The organism is Microbacterium sp. ZW3a, assembly GCF_057167165.1.
In genome coordinates this window covers 788,520-813,950 of the sequence record NZ_CM169903.1, presented here as the reverse complement: position 1 = coordinate 813,950, position 25,431 = coordinate 788,520, and the positions used below count along the sequence as shown (strand labels likewise).

The following is a 25,431-nucleotide window of genomic DNA, read 5'->3' as shown; positions in this document are numbered from 1 at the left end:
CATGGCATCCTTCGACCCGACGACCGCGACCATCGTCGTCGTCACGTACAACCGCACGCACCTGCTCACGCGCCTGCTCGAGAGCATCGAGCGCATGGACCCCGCGCCCGGTCACCTCGTCGTGATCGACAACGCCTCCACCGACGACACCACCGCGGTGGTGGAGTCGTTCCGCGACCGCCTCCCCACCGAGCTGGTGTACCGCCGACTCGACACCAACACCGGCGGCTCCGGCGGGTTCAGCGAGGGGATGCGTGTGGCGTACGAGCTGGGCTCCGAGTGGATCTGGCTCATGGACGACGACGTCGAGGTGGTCTCCGATGGGCTCGCGCGCATGGGCCGGTGGACCCCGCGCTTCCGAAGCATCCAGGGCCGTCGCTACGACTACGACGGCAGCGAGTTCTACTGGCAGTACCGCGTGGCCGAGTCGATGGCGATCCCGATCCCCTTCGCCCCCGCCGGGTTTGACGCGTCGGGGTACAAACCGATGAACTCGGGATGCTTCGAGGGTATGTTCATCCACCGCGATATCGTGGCGAAGATCGGCCTGCCCGACCCGCGCTTCTTCATCTACTGGGACGACCAGCTGTACGGCTGGCTCGCGTCCCGCGTGACCGATTCGGTCATCGTGAACGAGTTCGTGCTGCGCCGCACGCGCGAGATCAAGCAGTGGGACATGGGCATCCGCCACATGAACGCCTCCAGCGACGCGTACCGGTACTACATCATGCGCAACCGCGCCTACATCGCGAAGTACTACCGGGAGCTCGGCGTCTACCAGGCGGTGCCCTTCACCGCCGGGACGGCGCTGACCTTCGTCAAGGAGCTCATCCGCCTGGTCGTGGTCGAGCGCAAGCTCCGCGGCACGAGCCACCTGTTCCGGGGGCTCCGCGACGGCCGCCAGATCTCGCGCGACGCCTCGTGGAAGCCGATGCCGCCGCTGGAGCCCGCTCAGCCCGTGGTGTAGTCCGCGTTGTACCGGTCGAGCACCTCGGCGATCGGGGCATCGAGTGCGAGCGCGCCCCGATCGAGGTAGAGACCGCGTCGGCAGAACCGACGCAGGTCCTTTTCGTTGTGGCTGACGAAGAAGAGGGTGCGGCCGTCGGCGAGTAGCTCGTCGATGCGGCGGTAGCACTTCTCCCGGAACGATCGGTCGCCGACGGCGAGCACCTCGTCGACGAGCAGGATCGGCTCGTCCAGCTGCGAGACGACCGAGAACGCCAAGCGCACCTTCATGCCGTTGGAGAGGTGCTTGTACGGGGTGTCGACGAAGTCCTCGATCTCGGCGAAGGCGATCATGTCGTCGAAGCGACGCGCGACCTCGGCGCGCGGCATCCCGTGCAGTCCCGCCGTCAGGCGCACGTTCTCGCGCACCGTGAGGTCGCCAACGAAGCCACCGGTGATCTCGATGAGCGGGGCGACGCCGCCGCGCACCTCGACCTTCCCCTCGTCGGGCAGAAGCACACTCGCGACGAGCTTCAGAAGCGTCGACTTGCCCTGGCCGTTGCGCCCGACGACGCCGATCGCCTCGCCGGGCTGCACCGAGAACGACACGTGACGCAGGGCCCAGAACTCGTCGGGCCGCGAGCGCCGCTCCGCACCCCCGAAGAGGTCTTTGACCGAGCGGCCGCCGCGGCGGTTGCGGCGAAAGCGCACGCCGAGGTCCTGCACCTCGATAGCGGGACGATCCATCACAGCTCCTTCAGCACCGGGCGCTCGAGGCGCGGGAACACCCACATCCCCAGCAGAAGGATGCCGATGCTCAGCGCCGCACCGACGGCCACCGATAGCGCGTCCCACTGGTCGGGGAAGAACCCGACCCGGTAGAGCGTGAAGATACCGGCGAGCGGGTTGAACGCGGCGAGGTCGGCGAAGACCCCGGGGAGGTTGCCCACGCCGTAGATGATCGGCGAGGCGTAGAACAGCGCGCGCAGGATCAGCCGCGTCGTGCGTTCGAGGTCGCCGAACATCACGCACAGCGGTGCGACGATGAGCCCGAGCCCGACCAGCAGTGCCGACTGGAGGAGGACCGCAACGGGGAAGAGCAGCAGGCCCCACGACACCTGTGCTCCGCCGAACACCGCGAAGAGCACGAGCACGGGGAGGGAGAAGAGAAACTCGATGCCCTTGCTGAGCACGATGCGCGTGACCCAGATGCTGCGCGGAATCGAGGTGGAGCGCACCAGGCGGGCGTCTTTCTTGAACGCCCGCGTGAAGTCGGTCACCGCGGAGTTGAACCACACCCACGGCAGCAGGGCGGTGATGAGGAAGACGATGTACGGGTCTTCGCCGACCGAGCGCTGGAACACCTGTGTGAAGACGAACCAGTAGATCCCGCTCATCACGAGCGGGTCCAGCACCGACCACAGGTAGCCCAGCGCGCTCGTGGAGTACCGCACGCGCAGATCGCGCGACGACAGCAGCCACAGCGAGTGGAGGGAGCGCCGCACCGAACCGGGGGCGCCGACGGTGGCGGGGGTCACCGGAGAATCCTATGTGCCCGCCACCGTCCGAGGCTGGATGCCCCCGGAGAGGACGGCAGCCCTCACGCCAGCTGGTTGTTCCACATCGACAGCGCCGACCCGATCGCCATGTGCATATCGAGGTACTGGTAGGTGCCGAGACGCCCACCGAAGAACACGTCCTTCTCGCCCTGGGCGAGCTCGCGGTAGGCCAGCAGACCGGCGCGGTCGTCGGCGGTGTTCACCGGGTAGTACGGCTCGTCCGCCCGCGCGGCAAAGCGCGAATACTCCCGCACGACGACAGTCTTGTCGGTCGGGTAGCGGTCGGCGCGCTCGGGGTGGAAGTGCTTGAACTCGTGGATGCGCGTGTAGGGGACGTCGGCATCGGCGTAGTTCATGACGCTCGTGCCCTGGAAGTCGCCGATCGGCAGCACTTCCTGCTCGAAGTCGAGCGTGCGCCACGACAGCTCACCCTCGGCGTAGTCGAAGTACCGATCGACCGGCCCCGTGTAGACGACCGGCACCTGACCGACCGTGGCCTGCTTGTTCAGCGGCTGGGTCTGGTCGAAGTAGTCCGTCGACAGCTTCACCTCGATGTTGGGGTGGTCGGCCATCCGCTCGATCCACGCGGTGTAGCCGTCGACCGGCAGTCCCTCCCACGTGTCGTTGAAGTACCGGTTGTCGTAGGTGTAGCGAACGGGCAGGCGCGAGATGACCTCGGCGGGCAGGTCCTTCGGGTCGGTCTGCCACTGCTTCGCGGTGTAGTCGCGGATGAACGCCTCATAGAGCGGCCGGCCGATCAGGCCGATGGCGCGCTCCTCGAGGTTCGCGGCGTCCTTCGCGTCGAACTCTCCGGCGAGCTCCTGCACGAGCGCGCGCGCCTGGTCGGGCGTGTGCGCCGCCTGGAAGAACTGGTTGATCGTCCCGAGGTTGATAGGCAGCGGATACACCACGCCCTTGTGCGTCGTGTAGACGCGGTGCACGTAGGACGTGAAGTCGGTGAAGCGGTTGACGTACTCCCAGACCGCGGGGTTCGAAGTGTGGAAGAGGTGCGCGCCGTAGCGATGCACCTCGATGCCCGTCTCGGGCTCGGCCTCGGAGTAGGCGTTGCCACCGATGTGGTGGCGCCGGTCGATGACCGTCACCTTCCGGCCCGAGGCGGCCGCGCGCTCCGCGATCGTGAGACCGAAGAAGCCCGAACCGACGATGAGAAGATCCATGGAGAAGAAAAGGCTTTCGTGTCGACGGACGCACGGGTCTCGCCCCGCGCCCGACCAGTCTATGCGGGCACCCCGCCGCCGCCCTCAGGGGTGGGTCAGGTGTCGTCCGTTAGCATGGCGTGTCGAAATGACCGCGGACGGAGACGGGCTTGCATGGGTGACTGGATCAGCGCGATTCCGTCGTACCTCGTCGTCGCCGCCGTTCTGATCGTCCCCGGCGCCGCCGTCGTGGTCGCCGGCTGGGGCTTCCGCAGCCCGCAGCGACTGCTTCTCGCACCGGCGATCTCTGTCACGATCGCCGCCGTCGCGGCATCCCTCGCCCCCTTGGTGGGATTGAGGTGGAACCTGGTCCCCCTCGCCCTGACGGCCCTCGTCGTGATCGGCATCGCGATCGGCCTCCGTCGCTTCGCTGGTGCCGACGGAGCCCCGACCGGCCGTCGGGTCGGACTCGTCGCTCTTGTCTCGCTCGCTGCCGCCGCACTCGCGAACGCGCTCTTCTTCGCGCGCGCCTTCGGCTCGCCCGACAACATCGCGCAGCGGTTCGACAACATCGTGCATCTCAACGCGATCGCGCTCGGTCTGCAGAACGGCAGCGCCTCGCCGTTTCAGATCGGCTCGACCTCCGACATCGGCTTCTACCCGAACGCCTGGCACGCGCTGACGACCCTCGGCGCCGAGCTGACCGGGGCGGCCGTTCCGGTAGCCGTGAACGGATCGAACCTCGCGATCGTGTCGATCCTGTGGCCCGCCTCGACCATGGCCTTGGCAGGCGCCTTCTTCGCGCAACGGCGAGCCGCGTACATCGTCTCGGCCGCCCTCTCGACCGGTTTCGGCGCGTTCCCCGCCCTCTTCTTCAACTGGGGCGTGCTGTACCCCAACCTGGTCGGGTACGCGATGCTGCCGGCAGCCCTCGCGGTGGTCGTGACGATGCTGCGCGAGCGCGGGGCACCCGCTCTCGTCCGGTCCTCTCTGCTGGTCGCGCTTCTCGCGGGCGGCACCTTCCTCGGACATCCGAACGCCTTCCTCAGCCTCCTGTTCTTCGCCGCCGCGGTCGTGGTCACCACCCTCACGGTCCGAGCATCGACCGAACGCACACGAGCGTCGGCCGTTGGTCTCGCGATCGCCATCGCGGGTTTCGCCGTCGCGATCGCCGGGACGGTGGCCGTCTTCCGCACGGGAGCGGAGCATTCCGGCTGGGCTCCGTGGCAGCAGCTGGCCCAGTCGCTCGGCGAAGGGCTGTTCGCCTCGCCGCGCGGGTTCTCCCCGACCCTGATCGTCTCCGCCCTGCTGATCGCCGGGTTCATCGTCGTTGCCCGACGCCCCCGGGAACTTCCCGTCCTCGCCCCGTTCGTCGTCGCGGTGCTGTTGTTCGCGATCTCGTCGGGTCTGCGGGTCGACCACCCGCTGCGCCAGCTACTGACCAACCCCTGGTATAACGACTCCAACCGGCTGGCCGCGCTGCTGCCCCTCGTGGCGATCCCCGTGGCGACTCTCGGCGCCGTCGCCGTGGTCGATCTCGCGCGCCGCTGGGGCCGCGCGCGTCGCCTGCCCGCATGGACCGGCATCGTCGCGGGTGTCGCCGCGATCGCCGCCGTGTTCTCCGTGGCCATCGGCCCGAACGTGCGCATCGCGCTCGCTCAGGTGCACGAGGCGTACGCCTATACCGACAGCTCACTGATCCTCTCGGGCGACGAGCAGGCCCTGCTCGAGCGCCTCGAGGACGAGACGCCCGATGACGCTCTGATCGCCGGCAGCCCGCGCACGGGCACGTCTCTGGCCCTCGCGTTCGCCGATCGAGGCGTCGTCCAGAAGCACGTCTTCGGCTCCCCTTCTCCCGAGGTCCTGTACCTCAACGCGCACCTGCGCGACATCGACACCGACCCCGCCGTCTGCCGCACCGTGGACGGACTGGGCATCGACTACGTGCTCGACTTCGGTCGACAGGATGTCATCGATCCCGCGGGGGCAGCGGCCTACGACGGCATCCAAGACCTCACTCCGGGGACGCACCTCGTGCTCGTCGACTCCGAGGGTCCGAACGCCCGCCTGTTCCGCATCGAGGGGTGCTGACCGTGGCGCGCCGAGCGACCGTGGCGGTCGCGTACGACTGCCTGTTCCCGTACTCCACCGGGGGTGGGGAGCGGCAGTACCGTGCATTCGCCGAAGAGATGGTGCGGCAGGGGCTCGAGGTGGACTATCTCACCGCCGAGCAGTGGCCCGGAGCGGTCCCCGACGAGCCGTTCCGTGTGGTTCCGGTCTGCGGCCCGCTGTCGCTCTACTCGGCCGACGGGGTGCGCCGCATCCCCGCCGCTCTGCGCTACGCGGCTGGCCTGTTCCGCACGCTCCGGCGCCGCCGGGATCGCTACGACGCGGTGATGGTCAGCGGACTGCCGATCTTCAACGTCTTCGCCGCCCGCCTGGCGCTGTGGGGCTCCGGCACGCGCCTCGCCGTCGACTACCTCGAGGTGTGGCACCGCCGCCAGTGGGTCGAGTATTCCGGGCCCGTCACCGGCACGATCGCCTGGGTGTTGCAGCGCGCGGCGATCGCCGTCACCCCCGTCGCCACCTGCCACTCGCAGTTGAGTGCGACACGCCTGCGTCGTGAGGGTCTGCGCAGCGCGCCGATCGTCAGTCCCGGCCTCATCGACGGGGCCGTCGAGACGCCCGCGACCACGCCCGCGGCGACCCCGCCGTACGTGCTCTACGCCGGACGCCACATTCCCGACAAGCGCGTCGAGTCCCTCCCCGCGGCCGTCGCGGCAGCGCGCGAGACGCTTCCCGACCTCCGCCTCGTGATCCTCGGCACCGGCGCGAGCTCCGACGCCGTGCGCGCCGAGGTCCGCCGTGTCGGCGGCGAGGAATGGACCGACTTCCCCGGTTTCGTCTCGGATGCCGAGCTCGACACGCTCCTACACGGCGCGCTGTGCCTGGCCAACCCGTCGCGCCGCGAGGGGTACGGCCTCGTCGTCGTCGAGGCCAACGCCCACGGCACCCCGGTCGTGCTCGTCGCCGACGAGGGCAACGCCGCGACCGAGCTCATCGACGAGGGCGTCAACGGCGTCGTCGCCCCCAGCACCTCCCCCACCGACCTCGCCCGGGCAATCCGGGCCGTCGCCGACGGGGGTGACGACCTGCGCCGCTCCGCGCGCGCGTGGTACGACGCCGCCATCGGCACTCGAACCATCCGACGCACCGTGGAGGGGATCGTGTCGGCACTGAAGCTGCCGACGGTCCCCGCCCCGCGGATCACGAAAGAAGACACGCCGTGACCTCTCCCGCCCCGAACGACGCCGTCGAACTGACGATCCTCATGCCGTGCCTCAACGAGGCCGAAACCCTCGAGGTCTGCATCCGCAAGGCACAGGGCTTCCTCGAGCGCAGTGGCATCCAGGGTGAGGTGCTGATCTCCGACAACGGCAGCACCGACGGCTCTCAGGCCATCGCCGAGCGCCTGGGCGCGCGTGTCTCGCACGCCCCGCGCCGCGGCTACGGCGCCGCGCTCATCAACGGCATCGAGCAGGCGCACGGCCGGTACATCATCATGGCCGACGCCGACGACAGCTATGACTTCGAGAACCTCGAGCCCTTCGTCGAGCGCCTGCGCGCCGGCGCCGACCTCGTCATGGGCAACCGCTTCCGCGGCGGCATCGCCCCCGGTGCCATGCCGCCGCTGCACAAGTACCTCGGCAACCCGGTGCTGTCCTTCATCGGGGAGCTCTTCTTCCGCCCCGGCATCCGGGACTTCCACTGCGGGCTACGCGGCTTCAACCGCGCGCGCATCCGCGAGCTCGACCTGCAGACCACCGGTATGGAGTTCGCCTCCGAGATGGTCGTGCGCGCCTCGCTCGCCCGGTACCGCATCGAAGAAGTGCCCACGACGCTGAAGAAAGACGGCCGGTCCCGCCCGCCGCACCTGCGCAGCTGGCACGACGGCTGGCGCCACCTGCGCTTCCTGCTGCTCTTCGCGCCGCGCTGGCTCTTCGTCTACCCCGGCCTGGTGGCCTTCTTCCTCGGCGCGATCGCCGTGGGCGTGCTGTCGTTCGGAGGCGTCGAGATCGCCGGGGTCGGCTTCGATGTCACGACGATGGTCTACGCCAGCGCCCTGTGCGTGATCGGCTTCCAATCGCTGCTGTTCTTCTGGCTCACCAAGCTCTACGCCACGCAAGAGGGGTTCCTCCCCGCCAGCGAGCGGTACCGACGGATCGTGTCGAGGTGGTCGGCCGAACGCGGACTCCTCATCGGCCTCGGGCTGTTCGTGCTCGGCGTCGTCATCGGGATCGTGCAGGTCGCCCTGTGGGGCAGCCTCGACTTCGGTCGACAGGATGCCGCGCAGGCGGTGCGCATCGCCGTGCCCAGCGCCCTCACGATCGTCCTCGGCTTCCAGACGGTGATGATGAGCTTCTTCTCCGGTGTACTCACGACGCCGCGGCGCGAGCAGCGCCCCGAAGCCGTCATCGAGAGTTGATGCCTACCCGCCGCATCCTCGTCGACCTCCTCGGGTTCACTGGTTCGCGGGGAGGCACCGAGACGTATGTGCGCGAGCTCCTACCGCGCCTGGCCGCCCGGATGCCGGGCACGAGTTTCGCTGCGCTCACGGGGCGAGCCGGCACGGCGAAAGTCGCCGAGTTCTTTCCCGGCCCCGTGCAGACCGTGCCGTGGGTGGGCTCCGACCCGGCATCGTGGGCCCTGGGAGCGGTCGCCGCGACCGACCTGTTCGCGCGCCGCGCCCGTGCAGACCTGGTGTGGGCCCCGGCGAACTTCGGCCCCGTCTTCCGCGGGGTGCCACGCGTGGTCACCGTGCACGATGCGATCTACGACGAAGTGCCCGGCTCCCTCGCGCAGCGCGCCCAACGCGCCGTGACCTCCCTGCTCATGCGACGTTCGGCGCAGACGGCCGACCGTGTGCTCACGGTCTCGCACGCCGCCGCCTCGAGCATCCGAACGCACCTCGGTCTCGATACCGACCGCATCGCCGTCGTCCACAACGGCAGCGCGGAGCCCCGGCCCGTCGACGATCCGTCCGCGATCCTCGCCTCCCTCGCCCTCCCCGCCGACCGTCCGATCGTGTTCAGCGTGGGCAACCGGATGCCCCACAAGAACTTCCCCGCGCTGGTGGAAGCCGTGGCCTCACTCCCCGCGGGGTCACGACCGGTCACCGTGATCGCGGGCAGCCGTCTCCCCGACCCGCTCGCCGATCAGGTCGTCCGGCTGGGCCTCGAGCGCGACGTCGTGCTCCCCGGCTGGGTGAGCGACGCGCAGCTCGAGGCGCTGTTCCAGGTCGCCGACCTGTACGTGTGCCCGTCGCTCGTAGAGGGCTTCGGCCTCCCCGTCGTCGACGCCCTCCGGAGATCGGTGCCCGTGCTCGCCAACGATGTCGCGGTCCTCCGCGAAGTCGGCGGAGACGCCGCACGGTTCGCCGACGCGACGGATGCCACCGCCTTCGGTGCGGCCATCATGGCATCCCTCACGGCCCCGGCCGATGCCACCACCCGTGCCGCGGCCGCCGAATGGGCGTCGCGGTTCACCTGGGACGACGCCGCCGAGGAGACGGCCGCCGTGCTCTCCGACGTCGCGGCCGCCCCGAGGGGAGCGCGGCCGTGAGCGCCGCGGACGCCGCGCCGCTGAACGGGCCGTCGATGAAACGGCGCCTGCTGGGATTCCTGCTGGTCCCGGCGATCGCCGCGCTGTCTCCCCTCATCGCCCTTCCCGCCGTCGTCCAGATCGCCGGCGCCAGCGGGTGGTCCAGCGCCATCGCCGGCGAGGCCGTCGGCACGTTCATCGCCATCGCCATCGGGTGGGGCTGGGCCACGATCGGGCCGGCGCTCATCTCGATCGCCGCCGACGACGACGAACGCGCGCGTCTCTATCGCGAATCGATCGCCGTACGCCTGCTGATCTCGATCGTCGCGCTCCCGGCTCTCGGCATCATCTGTTGGCTCATCGCCTCTCCCGGCTCGGAATGGCTCACCGTGCTCATGGGTGCCCAGGGCGCCCTCATCGCTCTCTCGTTCACCTGGTTTTGCGCCGGCGTCGGCGATCCGCGCACCATCGTCATCTACGACGCCGCGCCGCGACTCCTGGCCAACCTCGCCGCTGCGGGTCTCGTGCTGCTCACCGGGTCCGTCGTGCTGTACCCCCTCGCGGGGATCGCCGTGACCCTCATCGGCACCGCCCTGTTCACGTGGCGTCTGCTGCATCGGCATCCCGGTCCCTGGCCCCGTCCGCGCGACATGCCGCGGCTGCTGCGCTCGAATCTGTCGGTCGCACTGAACGACGCCGGCCTGAGCGGGTACTCCAGCGTCCCGGCGCCGGTGGTCAACGTCACCGCCGCGCCCGCCGCCGCCGGAGGCTTCGCCACGGCCGACAAGATGCTCAAACTCGGCCAGTTCATCCCGATGACCTTGGCCAACGCCCTCCAGGCGTGGATCGGCGAGGCGCACGGCCCGCACCGCAGCCGCCGGATGGGGCTCGCGCTTCTCCTCGCCTCTGCCACCGGCATGATCGGGTGGGCGGGGCTGGCGTTCGTGGGGCCTTGGCTCACCGGCACGTTCCTCCCGGCCGCCCCCGCCCCGTTCGAGCTGCTCGTGGTGATGGGCCTGGTGTTCTTCTTCTTCTCCGTGCGCACCGCCGTCGCCCGCCTCATCCTGTTCCCCGCGGGGCAGGCCACCGCGGTGATGCGCGCGACGCTCATCGCCACCGCCATCGGCATTCCGCTGATGATCGGGCTCGGCATCGCCTGGGGTCCCGTGGGCGCCGCCCTCGGCTACGCCTTCACCGAGGGAGCCGCAACGCTCCTCCTGACCCGCCGCTGCTTCCGCGTGCTGCACGACCTGCGTCACGCCCCCTCCGAGGCACCCGCATGACGTCATCGCCCCGAACGGAATCGGCTCTCTCAGAAAGGACGATCGCATGAAGGTCGTGATCAACGGACGCTTCCTCTTGGACTCCTTCGGCGGCGTCCGGCGGGTCGCCATGGAGCTGAGCCGTCACCTCGCGGACACGCGGTCCGACATCGTCCTCGCCGTTCCCCCCGCCGCCGTCGCGCACGTGCCCGAGGGTGCGCCGTTCGAGGTCGTGGGGCGCGCGACGGGCGCACTGTGGGAGCAGGTCGATCTGCCCCGCTGGCTGCGCCGGAACGGCTCGCCGGTGCTGCTGAACTTCGCCAACATTGCACCGTTGACCTATGCGAACCAGATCACGATCCTCCACGACATCGCCCCCGCTATCCGCCCGCAGGACTTCTCGTTCCTGTTCCGCGTGCAGTGGCGCCTGGCGGTCCGCCTCGGCATGCGCCGCCGCGGCCAGCAGATGGTCACCGTCAGCCGCACGTCGCGGAGCGAGATCGCCGCGCATTTCCGGATGGATGCCGACAGGATCACGGCCATCCCCCTGGGGGCCGACACCCTGCCCCTCCCCGCCCTCTCCCCCGCTGCCGACGACGGTACCGTGCTTGTCGCCTTCGGCCGCCACGGTGCCGCGAAGAACGCCCGCGCCGTCATCGATGCCCTTGCTCTCCTCCCCGCCGATTCCGGGATCGAGGTGGCCTACGTCGGCGACCTCGACCCCGCGCTCGAGCCCTACGCCGCGGAGAAGGGTATCGCTCCCGGACAGATCCACTGGCTGGGTCCGGTGAGCGACGAGGGGCTCGCCGAGGCGTTCTCCGGCGCGACCGCCTTTGTGTGGCCCTCGCTACACGAGGGCTTCGGCCTCCCGCCCCTCGAAGCTCAGCGGCTCGGCGCCCCGGTCCTGGCATCCGACATCCCGATCAACCGCGAGATCCTCGGTGACTCCGCGCGGTACTTCCCGGCGACGGATGCCGCGGCCCTGGCGGCCCTGTTCACCGCGATCGCCCGCGACCCCTCGCTGCGCGCCGACCTGTCGCGCCGGAGCCTCGCCAATGCCGAGGACTTCACGTGGCTCCGGTCCGCGGAGCGGTGGAACGCGCTGATCGACGCGCGCGTGCGCTGATTCTCCGTCGCCGGGGTCGACGGGGCACAATCGAGGGGTGAACATCGGTTTTGTCGTGACCACCCTGGGGCGTCTCGACCCCCTCCGCGCCCTCCTGACCTCGCTCGAGGGTCAGCTGCAGGACGGCGACCACGTCGTGCTCGTCGCCCAGGGTGCTCAGGGCGACGTCGCCGCCCTCGCGACGGAGTTCGCCGACCGCGGCGTGGCGGTGACGGCGACCACGTCGGGGCGCGGCGCCTCGCTCGGTCGCAACACCGGCGTCGCCGCCCTGCCTGCGGGCGAGGCCGTGGTGACCTTCCCCAACGACAACACCACCTACCCGCCCGGGACCGTCGCGGCGCTGCACACCGCACTCGATGACCCCGCGTTCCTCGCGGGTGGATTCACCTCGTGGGACGAGCGGGGCCCGAAGACGACGCTCCCGACGGCGGGCACGCCGCTGGACAAGTACAACGTCTGGGCCGTGATCGAGATGGGCATCCTGATGCGCCGGTCGCTCTTCGACGCTGTGGGCGGCTTCGACGAAGACCTCGGTCCCGGATCTGCGACGCCCTGGCAGGTGGCCGAGGGCACTGACCTGCTGCTGCGCGCGATGCGTCACGAGCCCCGGCTGCTGCAAGAGTTCCGGTGGCTGCCCGCCGATGTCCACGTCGACGGCATCTCCACCGGCTTCGGGCTGTCGGATGCCGAACGCCGACGGAAGCTGCGCGCCTACGGGCGTGGGACCGGTCGGGCGTTCGCCGTGCACGGGTACCCGCTGTGGTGGCGTGCGGCCTTCACCGGCGCGGGACTGCTCTACGGCCTACGCAATCCGAAGCCGATCACGCTCGTCGACGGGTGGCCGATGTTCCTGGGCCGCCTCGAGGGCGCGCTCGGACGAACCTTCGGTCAGGCGCGCATGGTCTCCACGACGCGCTGACGCTCCGCGGGGCGGGCGGGACGCCGCTGGTAGGCTACGGAAGTGTCTTCGAGAGTTCTGATCACCGGCGGTGCCGGCTTCATCGGGTCCCATCTTTCCGAGCGTCTGCTCGACGAGGGCCACGAGGTCATCTGCGTCGACAACTTCTTCACGGGGTCACGCCGCAACGTCGAGCACCTCTTCGCGAACCCGCGCTTCGAGCTGATGCGCCACGACGTCACGTTCCCGCTCTACGTCGAGGTCGACCATATCTACAACCTCGCCTGCCCCGCCTCCCCTGTGCACTACCAGCACGACCCGGTGCAGACCACCAAGACGAGCGTCATGGGCGCGATCAACATGCTGGGCCTGGCCAAGCGCTTGCGCGTGCCGATCCTGCAGGCCTCGACCTCCGAGGTCTACGGCGACCCCGCCGTGCACCCGCAGACCGAGGACTACTGGGGCAACGTCAACCCCATCGGCACGCGGTCCTGCTACGACGAAGGCAAGCGCGCCGCCGAGACGCTGTTCTTCGACTACCGCCGTCAGCACGACCTGGCGATCAAGGTCATCCGCATCTTCAACACCTACGGCCCGCGCATGCACCCCAACGACGGACGCGTGGTGTCGAACTTCATCGTGCAGGCGCTTCGCGGCGAGCCGATCACGATCTACGGTGACGGATCCCAGACGCGCTCGTTCTGCTTCGTCGACGACCTCGTCGACGGCATGGTGCGCCTCATGAACACCGGCCACGAGGTGACTGGTCCGATCAACGTCGGCAACCCGGGCGAATTCACGATGCTCGAGCTCGCCAACGCCGTCCTCGAGATCACGGGCAGTTCGTCTACCATCGAATACCGCCCGCTCCCCCAGGACGATCCCAAGCAGCGCCAGCCCAACATCGATCTCGCCCGCCGCGAACTCGGCTGGGAGCCGACGGTCGCGCTGCGACCGGGCCTGGAGCGCACGATCGAGTACTTCCGCGGGGTTCTCGCGGCCTAACAGTCGGCTACTCTGCCTCGCACCGCGGGGGGCTTCAGCGCGTCCCGCGGAGCAGTCTACGAAGGACGAGCGCCATGGGCGGGGCCGCTCGCCTCGCGACCCCTCCCCGCAGCATTCGGGCCGCGCTCAGGCGACCGCATCGTCGGAACGTGACTCCTGCGTCACGGTCGCGATCGCGTGCACCATTCCGGACTGACGGAACTCGCTCGGAACGAAGAACATCGTCCCCTGGATCAAAACCGACCACGGAGTGTCCCACGCGTCCGCGATCTCGCAGTTGATGAAGTACTGCCCGCCCGCGAGGGGCAGCGCGGCGATCTCATACCGGATAGTCGTGAGTCCGGCTTGCGACGGCTCGTGAGTGGTCCCCATCCGCCGTGTGCCCGTGCCGAACACCTGGTGGCCCTGCGGGGTCTCGATACTGATGCTCGAGTTCCACTCACCTACGGAGGCCCCGAACTCGACGTCGAGTTCGACGGCCACGGAGGCGCCCGACTCGATCTGCTCGGCGATGTTGCCGGACGAGTCGAGGAGGCGCACCGCCGTGACCTTGGCCGGAGCGGGCGTCACTGCCTTGATGGCGCCGCCCTCGGCGGCGTCCTCTTCGGCGCGTACCTCACGGCGACGCCCCTCGAGAATCTCACGATGTACCTTTGTCGCCTCGCCCACGGATCCGGTGAATGCCACCTCGCCGTGGCTGAGGACGACGGCGACGTCGCATACCTCGGCTACTTGCTCGGGCGAGTGCGAGACGAGGATGATCGTGCGTCCCTCACGCTGGAACTGGCGGATCTTGTCCATGCACTTGCGCTGGAAGACTTCGTCACCGACCGCGAGCACCTCGTCTACGAGAAGGATGTCGGGGTCGGTGTGGATGGCTACCGAGAACGCGAGACGCACGTACATGCCGGAGGAGTAGAACTTCACCTGTGTGTCGATGAACTCGCTGATCTCGGAAAAGGCGACGATGCTGTCGAAGCGCGCGTCGGTCTCTTCCTTCGACATTCCGAGGATGGCCGCGTTCAGGTAGATGTTGTCACGGCCGGTGAGGTCGGGGTGGAACCCTGCACCGAGCTCGAGCAGTGCGGCCAAACGCCCGCGACGCAGGATCCGGCCCTCGCTGGGGTCGATGATCCCTCCGATGAGCTTGAGCAACGTGCTCTTGCCGGAGCCGTTGCTCCCCATCAGGCCGATGGAGCTACCGGCGCGGATCGCGAACGACACGTCCTTGAGCGCGTCGAAGCGCTCTTCGTGCACGCGGCCCTGCCGCCCGAGTGTGACGATGCGTTCCTTGAGGGAATTGTCCTTGCGGATGGTGAACGACTTCGAGACCCGTTCGACCACCACCACCTCGGGCAGGCCGGTCGACGTGATGTTATCGGTACTCATGATCACAGCTCCTGCGCGAAGTTGCCCTGGAGGCGAGCAAAGACACGTTGGCACACCCACAGCAGCAGGACGCCCACAAGGGCGGCGATCGCCATACGCATCGCCATTTGCGGCGGGAAGTCGGCCGGGCTCGCCGCAGTCCAGAAGGCCCGGTGAAAACCGAGGACTGCCAGGGTGAGCGGATTGTTGGTGTAGACCTCGAGGACCCAGGCGGGGAGGTTGTAGCGCGTCATCACGTCGTTGACCATGTTCCAGCCGTAGACGATGGGCGCTGCCCACAGCGAGAGCATGAGCACGATCTGCGTCAGGTACTGCACGTCGCGAAGGTAGACATTGAGCGCGGAGAGAAGGATGCCGAACGACCCCGCGAATAGCACGACCAAGAGGATGGAGGGAATCGCGTACAGCACCTCCCAGCCGAGCGGGGGCGCCCCGAGCGCGAAGCACGCGATGATGAGGACGATCATCTGCACACCCGACGTGAAGAGCGCCGAGCCGACGCTTGCGAGCGGGAAGATCTCGCGTGGGACGTAGACCTTTTTGACCAGTCCGCTGTTGGCCACGATCGAGCCCGTCGACGCCGAGAGCGTCTCGGAGTACAACGCGTAGATCGTCAGACCCGAAAAGACGTAGATGGCGAAGTCGGGTAAGCCGCGAGCGGCTCCGAGGATCTGCCCCATGACCAGGTAGTAGACACCGAGCTGGACGATGGGGTTGATGAGCGTCCAGAGCAGGCCCAGCGCGCTGTCTTTGTAGCGGGCCTTGATGTCGCGCCGCACGAGCAACGAGAGGAGCTCACGGTGCGAGAAGACCGCCCGGAACGAGCTCCACGTGCCGAGGAACGATGTCCCGCCGCCGCCCGTCTGGAGGAGAGGTTCGCGAGAGAGCCGCTCGAAGCGCGCCCTGGCACTGTCCGTCAAAGTGATACTCAGGCTTTCGGTCACTCGGAATGAGGAGCCCTCAGTATACGGTCGCTCGCTGATAGGCCCCCGGGCGGCGGAGCGAGCCGTCCGTTGACCTGTCACCCGGCGGGCGCCGGTCGCGGCCCGGAGGAATCGATGTGACAAGATCGCCGTGTGAAAGGCATCATTCTCGCTGGCGGTTCTGGGACGCGGCTGCATCCGATCACGCTCGGGGTCTCGAAGCAGCTCATCCCTGTCTACGACAAACCGATGGTCTACTATCCACTGTCGACACTCATGCTGGCGGGGATCCGGGACATCCTTGTCATCACGACGCCCCATGACGGCCCGTTCTTCGAGCGTCTGCTCGGGGACGGCGCGCAGTTCGGAATCAATCTCAGCTTCGCACGGCAGCCCTCCCCCGACGGGCTCGCCCAGGCGTTCACGATCGGCGCAGACTTCATCGGCGACGATAAGGTCGCGCTCGTCCTTGGCGACAACCTCCTCTACGGCCCCGGGCTCGGATCGCAGCTGAAGCGCTTTCAAGACGTCGACGGCGGGGCTGTCTTCGCCTACTGGGTGGCGGAACCGAGCGCATACGGCGTCGTCGAATTCGACGGGAACGGCCGCGTCCTCTCCCTCGAGGAGAAGCCGACGGCGCCCAAGAGCAATTACGCCGTCCCCGGTCTCTACTTCTACGACAACGACGTCATCGAGATCGCCCGCGGACTGGCACCTTCGCCCCGCGGCGAGTACGAGATCACCGACGTCAATCGCGCGTATCTGGACGCCGGCAAGCTTCGCGTCGACGTCCTGCCCCGGGGAACCGCGTGGCTCGATACCGGCACCTTCGACCAGATGACGGATGCCGCGGACTATGTCCGCACGATCGAGCGACGCACGGGCATGCGTATTGGCGTGCCCGAGGAAGTGGCGTGGCGGCAGGGATTTCTCACCGACGACGAGCTGCACGAGCGCGCCCAGGCGCTGGTGAAATCGGGGTACGGCGGGTACTTGCTCGAGCTCCTGGAAAGAGGCCGTTGACCATGCATCTACTCGTGACCGGCGGTGCCGGGTTCATCGGTTCGAATTTCGTGCATCATGTGATCGCCCACACCGACCACACCGTGACGGTGTTGGACAAGTTGACGTACGCCGGGAACCGCGTCTCGCTCGCGGGGCTGCCCGAGAACCGTGTGCGGCTGGTCGTGGGCGACATCGCCGACGCAACCATCGTCGACCCACTCGTGGCCGACGCGGATGCGGTCGTGCACTATGCCGCGGAGTCCCACAACGACAACTCTCTGCACGACCCGCGGCCGTTCCTGGACACGAACATCATCGGCACGTACACGCTGCTGGAGGCCGCCCGACGTCACGACGTCCGGTTCCACCACATCTCCACCGACGAGGTCTACGGCGACCTCGAGCTCGACGACCCGGCCCGGTTCACCGAGTCCACCCCGTACAACCCGTCGTCCCCGTACTCCTCGACCAAGGCCGGGTCCGACCTGCTCGTGCGGGCGTGGGTGCGCTCGTTCGGCGTGCGCGCCACGATCAGCAACTGCTCCAACAACTACGGGCCGTACCAGCATGTGGAGAAGTTCATCCCCCGTCAGATCACGAATGTCCTCCGGGGCGTTAGGCCCAAGCTCTACGGCACGGGTGAGAACGTGCGCGACTGGATCCACGCCGACGACCATTCCTCGGCCGTGTTGACGATCCTCGACAAGGGCGAGCTCGGACAGACCTACCTCATCGGTGCCGACGGCGAGAAAGACAACAAGACCGTCGTCGAGCTGATCCTGCAGCTCGCCGGACAGCCCACCGACGCGTACGACCTCGTCACCGACCGCCCCGGCCACGACCTGCGTTACGCCATCGACTCCACCAAGCTGCGCACCGAACTCGGCTGGACCCCCACCTACAGCGACTTCGAATCCGGTCTCGCCGCGACCATCGACTGGTATCGCGACAACGAGGCCTGGTGGGCACCGGCGAAAGACGGCGTCGAAGCGTTCTACGCCAGCAAGGGCCAGTGATGGCGGTTGACTTCGGCAAACAGCTCGCCCTCACTCCGACGCCCATCCCCGGGCTGGTCCTGTTCGACCTCTCGGTGCACGGCGACAGCCGCGGGTGGTTCAAGGAGAACTGGCAGCGCGAGAAGATGACGGCGTTGGGCCTGGCCGATTTCGGTCCGGTACAGAACAACGTCTCTTTCAACGACTCGGTGGGCACCACGCGTGGTATCCACGCCGAACCATGGGACAAGTGGGTTTCGGTCGCGACGGGACGCATCTTCGGGGCATGGGTCGACCTCCGCGAGGGCTCGACCTTCGGGGCCGTCTTCACCGCGGAGATCGACCCGTCCCGCGCCATCTTCGTGCCCCGCGGCGTGGGCAACGCCTATCAGACGCTGGAGCCCGACACGGCGTACACCTACTTGGTGAACGACCACTGGTCGCCGTCAGCGGAATACTCCTTCCTCAACCTCGCGGACGAGACGGTCGCGATCACGTGGCCGATCCCCCTCGCAGACGCCGAGCTCTCCGACAAGGACCGAGCGCACCCGCGCCTGAGCGAGGTGATCCCCGTGCCGCCGCCGAAGATCCTCGTCGTCGGCGCCGGAGGACAGGTCGGGCGAGCCCTGCAGCAGGAGTACGCGGGCTGCGCACACGTGGAGTTCACCACGCGCACCGATCTGGACCTGACCTCACGGGACGTGTCGAGCGCGCGGCGCTGGCGGGATTACGGCGTGATCATCAATGCCGCCGCCTACACGTCCGTGGACGCCGCCGAGACCATCGAAGGACGCCGCAACTCCTGGGCCGCGAACGTCTCAGGCGTAGCGACTCTGGCACGGATCGCCGCGGAGAACGGCATCACGCTCGTGCACATCTCCAGCGACTACGTCTTCGACGGCACGATGGACCGCCCGTACCGCGAAGACGACGCCCTCTGCCCGACGGGTGTCTATGGACAGACGAAGGCCGCGGGCGATGCGACGGTATCGACCGTGCCCCGCCACTACATCCTGCGCACGTCCTGGGTGATCGGCGAAGGCAGCAACTTCGTACGGACCATGGCTTCGCTCGCAGAGCGCGGAGTAGACCCCCGCGTCGTCGACGATCAAGTGGGTCGGCTCACATTCACGGCCGACATCGCCCGCGGGGTGCGTCACCTCCTGGAAGAGCAGGCGCCGTACGGCGTCTACAATCTGACGGGTGCGGGTGAGCCGCAGTCGTGGGCTGAGGTCGCGAAAGAGGTCTTCTCCTTGACCGGGCACGATCCGGGACGAATCTCCCCGGTCTCGACCGAGGACTACTTCGCTGCCTCGTCGGCGCCTGTTGCACCTCGTCCGCGCAACAGCGTCCTGGATCTTGGCAAGATTGAGGCGACGGGATTCCGCCCGACCGCCACCGCCGAATCCCTCACGCAACTGCTCTCCAGCTGACACGAAGAAGAGGATCGCTGCCGGAGGTGCTGGCAGTCGATCGAGGCCGGACAGCACATTCAATTGGAGGAACGATGACAACTCCCCGCCGCGCACTGGTGACAGGTATCACGGGCCAGGACGGAGGGCACCTTGCCGAGCTTCTGCATGCGAAGGGGTATGAGGTCTTCGGTCTGATTCGTGGGCAGAATAATCCGCGTAAGGAAGCGACGGTTGCGGAGTTTCCCTACGTCACTTTGATCGAGGGTGACTTGACGGATGCCACGTCGCTGGTTCGTGCGGTGGAGCAGAGCGATCCGGACGAGTTGTACAACCTCGCCGCGATCAGCCACGTCGGGTACTCGTTCAAGAACCCGACGCTGACAGCGGATGTGACGGCCAAGGGCGTGCTGAATGTGCTGGAGGCGGTGCGGATCACCGGCCGCGCGGCGCGGACGAAGGTGTATCAGGCGTCGACGTCGGAGATGTTCGGGGGTCTGGACTACAACCGTCCCGGCGCGGGGTACAACGAGAACTCCCTGTTCCACCCCCGCAGCCCCTACGGGGTGGCCAAGCTCTACGGTCACTGGATCGCGAAGAACTACCGTGAGAGCTACGACATGTTCGTCTCCTGCGGCATCCTGTTCAATCACGAGGGCGAGCGTCGCGGGGTGGAGTTCGTCACCCGTAAGATCACCCACGCGGTCGCACGGATCCAGCTCGGCCTGCAGCCCCACATCGAGCTCGGTGATCTGTGGCCCAAGCGGGACTGGGGCTACGCCGGCGACTACGTCGAGGGCATGTGGCGCATGCTGCAGCACCCGACTCCGGATGATTTCGTCCTCGCGACCGGCGAGACGCACTCGATCGAGGAGTTCCTGACTCTGGCGTTCGCGGAGATCGGCATCGACGACTGGAAGCCGTACGTCGTTCAGAACCCCGCGTTCATGCGCCCCGCGGAAGTTGACATCCTTCTCGGCGACCCCTCGAAAGCGGAGAACGAACTCGGCTGGCGTCGCGAGGTGGACTTCCCCGGTCTGGTGCGTCTGATGGTCGCCCACGACCTGGCCGAACAGGGCCGCTCACAGCAGCGATGACTCGGACGCTGGTCGTCACCGGCGCGAACGGGTTCGTCGGATCGCACGTAGTCGCCCTCGCGGCCCAACGCGGCCTGTCCGTCTGGGCCATCGGTCGCGAGGAGGAACCCTCCCGCACCGTCCGCGATCACGCCGACCGGTATTTCTCCGCCGACCTCGCCGAGGAATGGCCGATACGCGAGTCCGCCGACGCCGTCGTGCACCTGGCCGGCCTCGCCGCCGTTGGCCCATCCTTCACACACCCCCAGCGGTACATCGAGATCAACAGCCGCATCATGACGCATCTGGGTGAGAGCATCCTCGCCTCGGAAGCGGCGAACCCCCGGCTGGTCGTCGTCAGCTCCGGCGCGGTCTACGCACCCCCGCTCTCCGGAACCGTCCACGAAGACAGCCCCACGTTCGCCTCGAGCCCCTACGTAGTCGCGAAACTGCTCGTCGAGCAGCAATGCCGCTACTACACCGGCCGCGGACTCGACATCATCACGGCCCGACCGTTCAACCACATCGGCCCCGGGCAGAGCCGCGGGTTCATCGTCCCCGACCTCACCGCCGCCGTCCGCGCCGCCACCGAAGACGACCCCGTCCGCGTGGGCAACCTCGCCGCCCAACGCGACTACACCGACGTCCGAGACGTGGCATCCGCATACCTCACGCTCGCCACCGCCCCCAGCCACGCGCACGACCTCTACAACATCTCCACCGGCGCCTCCCACAGCGGAGAAGACCTCCTCCGGGTCATCAGCGACACACTCCACCGACACGACGTGCGTATCGAGATCGACCCCGCCCGCATCCGCCCCAACGACCCACCCCGCATCGCCGGCGACTCCTCCCGCCTACAAACCGAATTCGGATGGACACCCACCATCCCCTGGGAAGACTCCATCCGCGAATACATCGCCAGCGCCGGATCACCGTCCACAGAATCGAGGAGCTCTCCGTGAGCAAAGGTGTTCCCGACGCTGATGTCGTGGCTGCCGACGGTGCGGCGTCCAGCGAGAGGATGATCCCGGTTTGGGCGTGAAGACCACGATCGTCTCCGCGGGCGCGGGCGCGGTACGGCGTTCGCTTCGGCGTCTCCGGGGCTCGCGAGCAGCGCGTCCGGTCGTCGAGGCGATCGACCGTCTCTGGTGGGCGCGGTCCATTCGCCGTGCTCGGATCATCGACGAGGACATCGTGCGGGCTCAGGGCTTTCGCTCCGGACGATCGGCACTGCGCGCCTACGTCCGGGGCGGGTTTCGACGCGGGGTGACGCTGAACGCCTTGGCGATGGAGAGGCTCATCGCGTCGCAGCTCTCCGACGTCGGACGCGTTCCCGCTCTTTACGCTTATCTCATCAACGACCCGCGCCGCATCCGGGTGAGCGTGCACTGGGACGCCGTGGCATACGCCGAGGAGCATCCGGAGTCCTTGACAGACCCCGGCGGTCCGCTCGGACACCGTTGGCGTCGGGCGCAGGCCGAACGCGCCATCACGCTCGGCGAGGGGCACCGCGCAGTGACCGTCCCCTGGGACGACGTCGCCGCCGCCGCGCGCGCCGGGATCGACCGCCGCCCGTTCGGGTCGCTCGACGAAACGCCCGGAGCGCGGACCTTCATCTGCGTCGTCTCGGACGACGAGCCCGATCTCGCATACACTCTCGACGGGATGATCGCCGCAGCAGCCGAACCCGGCGACGCTCTTCTCCTCAGGCCACGCGGGTCGAGCGCGGAGGTGTGGTTCGCGTGCAACCTGTTGGCGCTGTGGCGGCCGAACAGCCGCGTCGAAACGTCAGACTTCCCTCTTCTGCCCACGACGCTCTCGGAACGCTCGGGAGTGACGGTGGTACGAGGACCGGACTCCGAGATCTCCGCCGCACACCTCGACCTCCTGGCCCGGGCGGCGACCGATGGTCCCGTCGCACCGCTGTGGCTCGACCACGACGGCACGATCGCGTCGGCCGGACTCATCGTCAGAGACGGCCGGTATCGGCACCTGCTGGCCGGGCATCCCGCAGAGGACGCGGTTGCCGCCGGCGACGTGCTGCGGGTACCGCGCATCGCCGGCGACACCTTCGCGATACCGGCCGGATGGAAGGCCTCCGACGGCGACCGAACTCTCCTCACCGCCGTGGTGCGTGCGCGGAGCGCGACGCCGCCGCGTGAACGCGTGGATGCCCCCGATACCGGACTCGACGACTACCTCCGCCCGGCGGGACTCCAAGAGATCCCGGGGGCACATGGTCGGCCGACCCTGCGTCGGCTGCCCCACGACTCGGTCGGCACGGCGACGGAGCGCCCGCCGCGCCTGAGGTGGGCGATCAAGATCGCCGCGCCGCCGGGACGACCCGGCGAGTACTGGGGGGACACGCACTTCGCCCGGGGTCTCGCCGAAGCCCTCCGACGCCGCGGGCAGGACGTCATCATCGACGCCTACGCCGCCCGGGACAGAGCGACATCGGTACTGGACGACGTCGTGCTCGCGCTGCGCGGGCCAGAGCCCATCATGGCGCAACGCGGCGCGATCTCGATGATGTGGATTATCAGCCACCCCGACGAGATGACGCGCGACCAGCTGACCGGATACGACGCGGTCTTCGCGGCCTCGCGGTCCTGGGCCGCCACCGCCTCCCGCGAGTTCGGCCGGAAGATCACCCCACTCCTGCAGTGCACCGACCCGTTCCGGTTCCATCCCAGCGGCATCGCGCGCACCGCGGAGCGTATCTTCGTCGGCACCGCCCGCGGGATCGCCCGCCCCTCGGTCGTCGAGCCACTCCGCGCCGGTCTCCAGCTCAGCGTCTACGGACCCGACTGGACCGGGTATATCCCCGCACACGCGGTGGTAGCCCGGAGTGTCCCCAACGTCGATCTTCCCCGGCTGTACGAGAGCGCCGACGTGGTCATGAACGATCACTGGCCGGCGATGCAACGGGCCGGATTCGTCTCGAACCGATTGTTCGACGTCGTGGCCGCCGGAGGTCGCGCGATATCGGATGCTGTGGACGGCATCCACGAGATCTTCGACGACGCCGTCGCCACATACGACACGATCGACGAGCTGCTGGAACTCCTACGCCGACCGTCCTCCGACGTCTTCCCCCCGCCCAATCTGCTGAGTCGGATCTCCGAGCGTATCCGCGCGGAACACTCGTTTGACGCGCGCGCGCAAGAGTTGCTCGCGACGGCCGTCGCCCTGCGGTCGTCGGCCCCGACCGCGGGACCGCTCGGCGGCTAGATCGGCGAGGCCGAAAAGGTCTGCAGTGCGCGGTCGAACTCGGCGGGGGCCAATGCGGCCATTCGCTCGGCGGTCGCGTGACCATTGCGGCGCAGTTCGGACCAGACGCTGTCACGGGAGACCGCGTCCACGAGCGCGCGAGTCATCCCCTCGCGCGCATGCGGATCGAACCGCAGCGCGTTGTAGCCGTCCATAACCTGATGACCGAGGATCGGATCGCTCTGCGACACGTAGACGGCGCCGCACGACATGAGCGCGAGAGGCACAAGCGAGTTACCGCGGGCGACGAGATCGACGACCGCCCGAGGACGACGCCGCACGACCGCCTCGAGGTCCGCGGGTGAGTCCACGTCGTCGAGGGCGAAGACAACGTGATCGAAGGTGCTGACAGTTCTGCGGATGTCCTCCCGTACGGACGCGGTCGCGCCGATGACGACGACGACGTTCTCGCTGGACACGGGCAGAGGAGCAGGCCGGATCGCCGGGGCGATGCGCGCCCGCGCCTCCCACGCGGTCTCGTGCTGCAGTTGACGCTGCGTCCACGGGTTAGGTGCGATGTAGTCGAAGTCGGGACGGTACCCGGCGATGATGCGGGCCTGCAGGTCGGGATCTCCGCCGTGGAAGGCGCTCTCTATCCCCGGCAAGAGGTACACCGGCAGACCCCCGGCCGCGGTCGCGAGCCAGACCGTCTCCGCCGCCGTCCAGTCCGCCGCCAGTACGACACGCCCACCCCCGGTGAGACGGGAGACGAGGTCTTCGGCTGGCTCGGCGGTCGACACGCGGTGGTAGCGCACTACCCGTTCGGTCTGAGCAGAGCAGATCTCACGGACGTAGGACTCCCACAGGAGCCCGGACGCCGGGCCGAACACGACATCGAGGGGCGCGTCCTCCGGGAGACGCCTTGTCAGGAGCTGTTCCTCCCAGCGTCCCCAGAATCGCCGCATGGACGCGAGCTCACGGTGACCCTGGCTGTACCCACGACTGGCCGACTCGTGATGGACAAGCAGCGCCGCCGGCTGGTAGTAGCTACGCACGCCACGCTCCCACGCGCGCATCGCGTAGTCGACGTCCTCGAAACCGAGCCAGAACTCGTCGTCGAAGAGCCCCAGACGATCGAACCCTGCGCGCGTGATGTACAGGCAGGCCCCGGACGCGCCGCGGTTGTACCCGGCGATGTTGGCCGCCGGCCGAGTCGCTCCAGCGCCGGTGTGGAAATGACTCCACCACTGCGGCGCGTGCTGACGCGCATGGTAGTGCCCCGCGTATTGCAGCCGGCCATCGGGGTAGACGAGTCGCGGGCTCACAAGACCGATATGCGGGTCGATCGCATAGGCGCTGTACTGGAGCGCTTCGAGCCACCCCGGCTGAGCGACGATGTCGCTGTTCATGAGGATGATGTCACCCTCGGCCTCGGCCATTCCGACGTTGATGGTGCCCGAGAATCCCCGACGTTCGCTCTTCTCGATCACACGCACTCGCGGGCCTTCCAGCTCACGCAGCTGCGCCACGACTCCGGAATCGATGTAGTCATCGATGATGACGATGTGCCACTGCGCGGTCGGATACGTCCTCTCGACACTCGCTACGGCCTCGCGGACGAGCGCGACATCGTTATAGCTGGGGATGACGATCGTCACCGGGCGGGCGTTGGCCCGGAACCAGGCCCGCGCGGACGCGAGCGTGGTGTCGCTAGGCGACCCGCCACGGGTATTGGCAAGATAGGAACGGCGCGTCCGCTGGGCGCGGTACTCCGACTTCCACGATTCCGGCAACAGGCGGTAGAGGCGGCTGGCTGCCCCGCGAAAATTCTGCAACATGTCGGTCAACGTCCGTCAGCGAAAGTC

21 protein-coding genes are annotated in these 25,431 nt (G+C 68.2%); 15 read left to right on the top strand and 6 right to left on the bottom strand.

Annotated elements, in window-relative coordinates; translation table 11 throughout:
• Position 1: 1 nt before the first annotated feature.
• Positions 2-967, top strand: a complete 966-nt coding sequence (locus tag ACU6WY_RS03765) for a glycosyltransferase family 2 protein (protein WP_483821847.1) — start codon at positions 2-4, stop codon at positions 965-967.
• Here the strand turns inward: ACU6WY_RS03765 and ACU6WY_RS03760 are convergent.
• The 3 genes from ACU6WY_RS03760 to glf all read right to left on the bottom strand — a co-directional run bounded on the left by ACU6WY_RS03760 (position 952) and on the right by glf (position 3,682).
• On the bottom strand, positions 952-1,692 hold the full coding sequence (locus ACU6WY_RS03760; RefSeq protein ID WP_483821128.1) for an ABC transporter ATP-binding protein: 741 nt from the start codon (positions 1,690-1,692) through the stop codon (positions 952-954). The two genes, ACU6WY_RS03765 and ACU6WY_RS03760, sit on opposite strands and share 16 nt — an antisense overlap.
• Positions 1,692-2,483 carry an ABC transporter permease gene (locus tag ACU6WY_RS03755; RefSeq protein WP_483821127.1) on the bottom strand — a complete coding sequence of 264 codons (792 nt, stop codon included), beginning with the start codon at positions 2,481-2,483 and terminating at the stop codon, positions 1,692-1,694. The genes ACU6WY_RS03760 and ACU6WY_RS03755 overlap by 1 nt, the downstream gene beginning before the upstream one ends.
• A gap of 62 nt (positions 2,484-2,545) precedes the next feature.
• On the bottom strand, positions 2,546-3,682 hold the full coding sequence (glf, locus tag ACU6WY_RS03750; protein WP_483821126.1) for a UDP-galactopyranose mutase: 1,137 nt from the start codon (positions 3,680-3,682) through the stop codon (positions 2,546-2,548).
• A 153-nt stretch (positions 3,683-3,835) separates the two neighbouring features.
• Here glf and ACU6WY_RS03745 point away from each other — a divergent pair, with 153 nt between their 5' ends.
• The 8 genes from ACU6WY_RS03745 to ACU6WY_RS03710 are packed head-to-tail and all read left to right on the top strand — an operon-like array spanning position 3,836 to position 13,553.
• Positions 3,836-5,752, top strand: coding sequence for a DUF6541 family protein (locus tag ACU6WY_RS03745; RefSeq protein ID WP_483821125.1), 1,917 nt, complete (start codon positions 3,836-3,838; stop codon positions 5,750-5,752).
• Positions 5,746-6,951: a glycosyltransferase family 4 protein gene (locus tag ACU6WY_RS03740; protein ID WP_483821124.1), complete on the top strand. Its 1,206-nt coding sequence runs from the start codon at positions 5,746-5,748 to the stop codon at positions 6,949-6,951. The genes ACU6WY_RS03745 and ACU6WY_RS03740 overlap by 7 nt, the downstream gene beginning before the upstream one ends.
• Positions 6,948-8,147, top strand: coding sequence for a glycosyltransferase family 2 protein (locus tag ACU6WY_RS03735; RefSeq protein WP_483821123.1), 1,200 nt, complete (start codon positions 6,948-6,950; stop codon positions 8,145-8,147). The genes ACU6WY_RS03740 and ACU6WY_RS03735 overlap by 4 nt, the downstream gene beginning before the upstream one ends.
• The gene (locus ACU6WY_RS03730) at positions 8,147-9,283 is read left to right on the top strand and encodes a glycosyltransferase family 4 protein (protein ID WP_483821122.1); all 1,137 of its coding nucleotides are present in this window, start codon (positions 8,147-8,149) and stop codon (positions 9,281-9,283) included. Before ACU6WY_RS03735 ends, ACU6WY_RS03730 begins: the two co-directional genes overlap by 1 nt.
• The gene (locus ACU6WY_RS03725; RefSeq protein ID WP_483821121.1) at positions 9,280-10,545 is read left to right on the top strand and encodes a lipopolysaccharide biosynthesis protein; all 1,266 of its coding nucleotides are present in this window, start codon (positions 9,280-9,282) and stop codon (positions 10,543-10,545) included. The genes ACU6WY_RS03730 and ACU6WY_RS03725 overlap by 4 nt, the downstream gene beginning before the upstream one ends.
• A gap of 46 nt (positions 10,546-10,591) precedes the next feature.
• Positions 10,592-11,650: a glycosyltransferase family 4 protein gene (locus ACU6WY_RS03720; protein WP_483821120.1), complete on the top strand. Its 1,059-nt coding sequence runs from the start codon at positions 10,592-10,594 to the stop codon at positions 11,648-11,650.
• Positions 11,651-11,687: 37 nt separating this feature from the next.
• Complete coding sequence (locus tag ACU6WY_RS03715) at positions 11,688-12,569, top strand: glycosyltransferase family 2 protein (protein WP_483821119.1); 882 nt, start codon at positions 11,688-11,690, stop codon at positions 12,567-12,569.
• Positions 12,570-12,611: 42 nt separating this feature from the next.
• Complete coding sequence (locus ACU6WY_RS03710) at positions 12,612-13,553, top strand: UDP-glucuronic acid decarboxylase family protein (RefSeq protein ID WP_483821118.1); 942 nt, start codon at positions 12,612-12,614, stop codon at positions 13,551-13,553.
• A gap of 126 nt (positions 13,554-13,679) precedes the next feature.
• Here ACU6WY_RS03710 and ACU6WY_RS03705 read toward each other — a convergent pair whose 3' ends face one another.
• Both ACU6WY_RS03705 and ACU6WY_RS03700 read right to left on the bottom strand, forming a co-directional pair.
• Entirely contained in the window at positions 13,680-14,942 is a 1,263-nt protein-coding gene (locus tag ACU6WY_RS03705) for an ABC transporter ATP-binding protein (RefSeq protein ID WP_483821117.1), read from the bottom strand.
• 2 nt (positions 14,943-14,944) lie between these two features.
• On the bottom strand, positions 14,945-15,862 hold the full coding sequence (locus ACU6WY_RS03700; protein WP_483821116.1) for an ABC transporter permease: 918 nt from the start codon (positions 15,860-15,862) through the stop codon (positions 14,945-14,947).
• A gap of 156 nt (positions 15,863-16,018) precedes the next feature.
• On the opposite strand from ACU6WY_RS03700, the gene rfbA reads away from it, so the two are divergent.
• The 6 genes from rfbA to ACU6WY_RS03670 all read left to right on the top strand — a co-directional run bounded on the left by rfbA (position 16,019) and on the right by ACU6WY_RS03670 (position 23,587).
• A complete protein-coding gene (gene rfbA, locus ACU6WY_RS03695; RefSeq protein WP_483821115.1) occupies positions 16,019-16,888 on the top strand; it encodes a glucose-1-phosphate thymidylyltransferase RfbA in 870 nt (289 codons plus the stop codon).
• Between the two features lie 2 nt (positions 16,889-16,890).
• Complete coding sequence (gene rfbB / locus ACU6WY_RS03690; RefSeq protein WP_483821114.1) at positions 16,891-17,886, top strand: dTDP-glucose 4,6-dehydratase; 996 nt, start codon at positions 16,891-16,893, stop codon at positions 17,884-17,886.
• Complete coding sequence (locus tag ACU6WY_RS03685; protein WP_483821113.1) at positions 17,886-19,298, top strand: sugar nucleotide-binding protein; 1,413 nt, start codon at positions 17,886-17,888, stop codon at positions 19,296-19,298. Before rfbB ends, ACU6WY_RS03685 begins: the two co-directional genes overlap by 1 nt.
• Positions 19,299-19,372: 74 nt before the next feature.
• Positions 19,373-20,374 carry a GDP-mannose 4,6-dehydratase gene (locus ACU6WY_RS03680; RefSeq protein WP_483821112.1) on the top strand — a complete coding sequence of 334 codons (1,002 nt, stop codon included), beginning with the start codon at positions 19,373-19,375 and terminating at the stop codon, positions 20,372-20,374.
• On the top strand, positions 20,371-21,318 hold the full coding sequence (locus ACU6WY_RS03675) for an NAD-dependent epimerase/dehydratase family protein (protein WP_483821111.1): 948 nt from the start codon (positions 20,371-20,373) through the stop codon (positions 21,316-21,318). The genes ACU6WY_RS03680 and ACU6WY_RS03675 overlap by 4 nt, the downstream gene beginning before the upstream one ends.
• 76 nt (positions 21,319-21,394) lie before the next feature.
• Positions 21,395-23,587, top strand: coding sequence for a CgeB family protein (locus ACU6WY_RS03670; RefSeq protein WP_483821846.1), 2,193 nt, complete (start codon positions 21,395-21,397; stop codon positions 23,585-23,587).
• Here ACU6WY_RS03670 and ACU6WY_RS03665 read toward each other — a convergent pair.
• The gene (locus tag ACU6WY_RS03665) at positions 23,584-25,404 is read right to left on the bottom strand and encodes a glycosyltransferase family 2 protein (RefSeq protein ID WP_483821845.1); all 1,821 of its coding nucleotides are present in this window, start codon (positions 25,402-25,404) and stop codon (positions 23,584-23,586) included. The genes ACU6WY_RS03670 and ACU6WY_RS03665 overlap by 4 nt on opposite strands.
• Positions 25,405-25,431 lie beyond the last annotated feature (27 nt).

What these genes read in the sequence shown, in the direction of transcription:
- ACU6WY_RS03765 (WP_483821847.1), top strand. Translation starts at nt 2, where the DNA reads ATGGCATCCTTCGACCCGACGACCGCGACCATCGTCGTCGTCACGTAC.
- ACU6WY_RS03675 (WP_483821111.1), top strand. Translation starts at nt 20,371, where the DNA reads ATGACTCGGACGCTGGTCGTCACCGGCGCGAACGGGTTCGTCGGATCG.
- glf (WP_483821126.1), bottom strand. Translation starts at nt 3,682, where the DNA reads ATGGATCTTCTCATCGTCGGTTCGGGCTTCTTCGGTCTCACGATCGCG.
- ACU6WY_RS03730 (WP_483821122.1), top strand. Translation starts at nt 8,147, where the DNA reads ATGCCTACCCGCCGCATCCTCGTCGACCTCCTCGGGTTCACTGGTTCG.
- ACU6WY_RS03745 (WP_483821125.1), top strand. Translation starts at nt 3,836, where the DNA reads ATGGGTGACTGGATCAGCGCGATTCCGTCGTACCTCGTCGTCGCCGCC.
- ACU6WY_RS03760 (WP_483821128.1), bottom strand. Translation starts at nt 1,692, where the DNA reads ATGGATCGTCCCGCTATCGAGGTGCAGGACCTCGGCGTGCGCTTTCGC.
- ACU6WY_RS03705 (WP_483821117.1), bottom strand. Translation starts at nt 14,942, where the DNA reads ATGAGTACCGATAACATCACGTCGACCGGCCTGCCCGAGGTGGTGGTG.
- ACU6WY_RS03665 (WP_483821845.1), bottom strand. Translation starts at nt 25,404, where the DNA reads ATGTTGCAGAATTTTCGCGGGGCAGCCAGCCGCCTCTACCGCCTGTTG.
- ACU6WY_RS03720 (WP_483821120.1), top strand. Translation starts at nt 10,592, where the DNA reads ATGAAGGTCGTGATCAACGGACGCTTCCTCTTGGACTCCTTCGGCGGC.
- ACU6WY_RS03685 (WP_483821113.1), top strand. Translation starts at nt 17,886, where the DNA reads ATGGCGGTTGACTTCGGCAAACAGCTCGCCCTCACTCCGACGCCCATC.
- ACU6WY_RS03680 (WP_483821112.1), top strand. Translation starts at nt 19,373, where the DNA reads ATGACAACTCCCCGCCGCGCACTGGTGACAGGTATCACGGGCCAGGAC.
- rfbB (WP_483821114.1), top strand. Translation starts at nt 16,891, where the DNA reads ATGCATCTACTCGTGACCGGCGGTGCCGGGTTCATCGGTTCGAATTTC.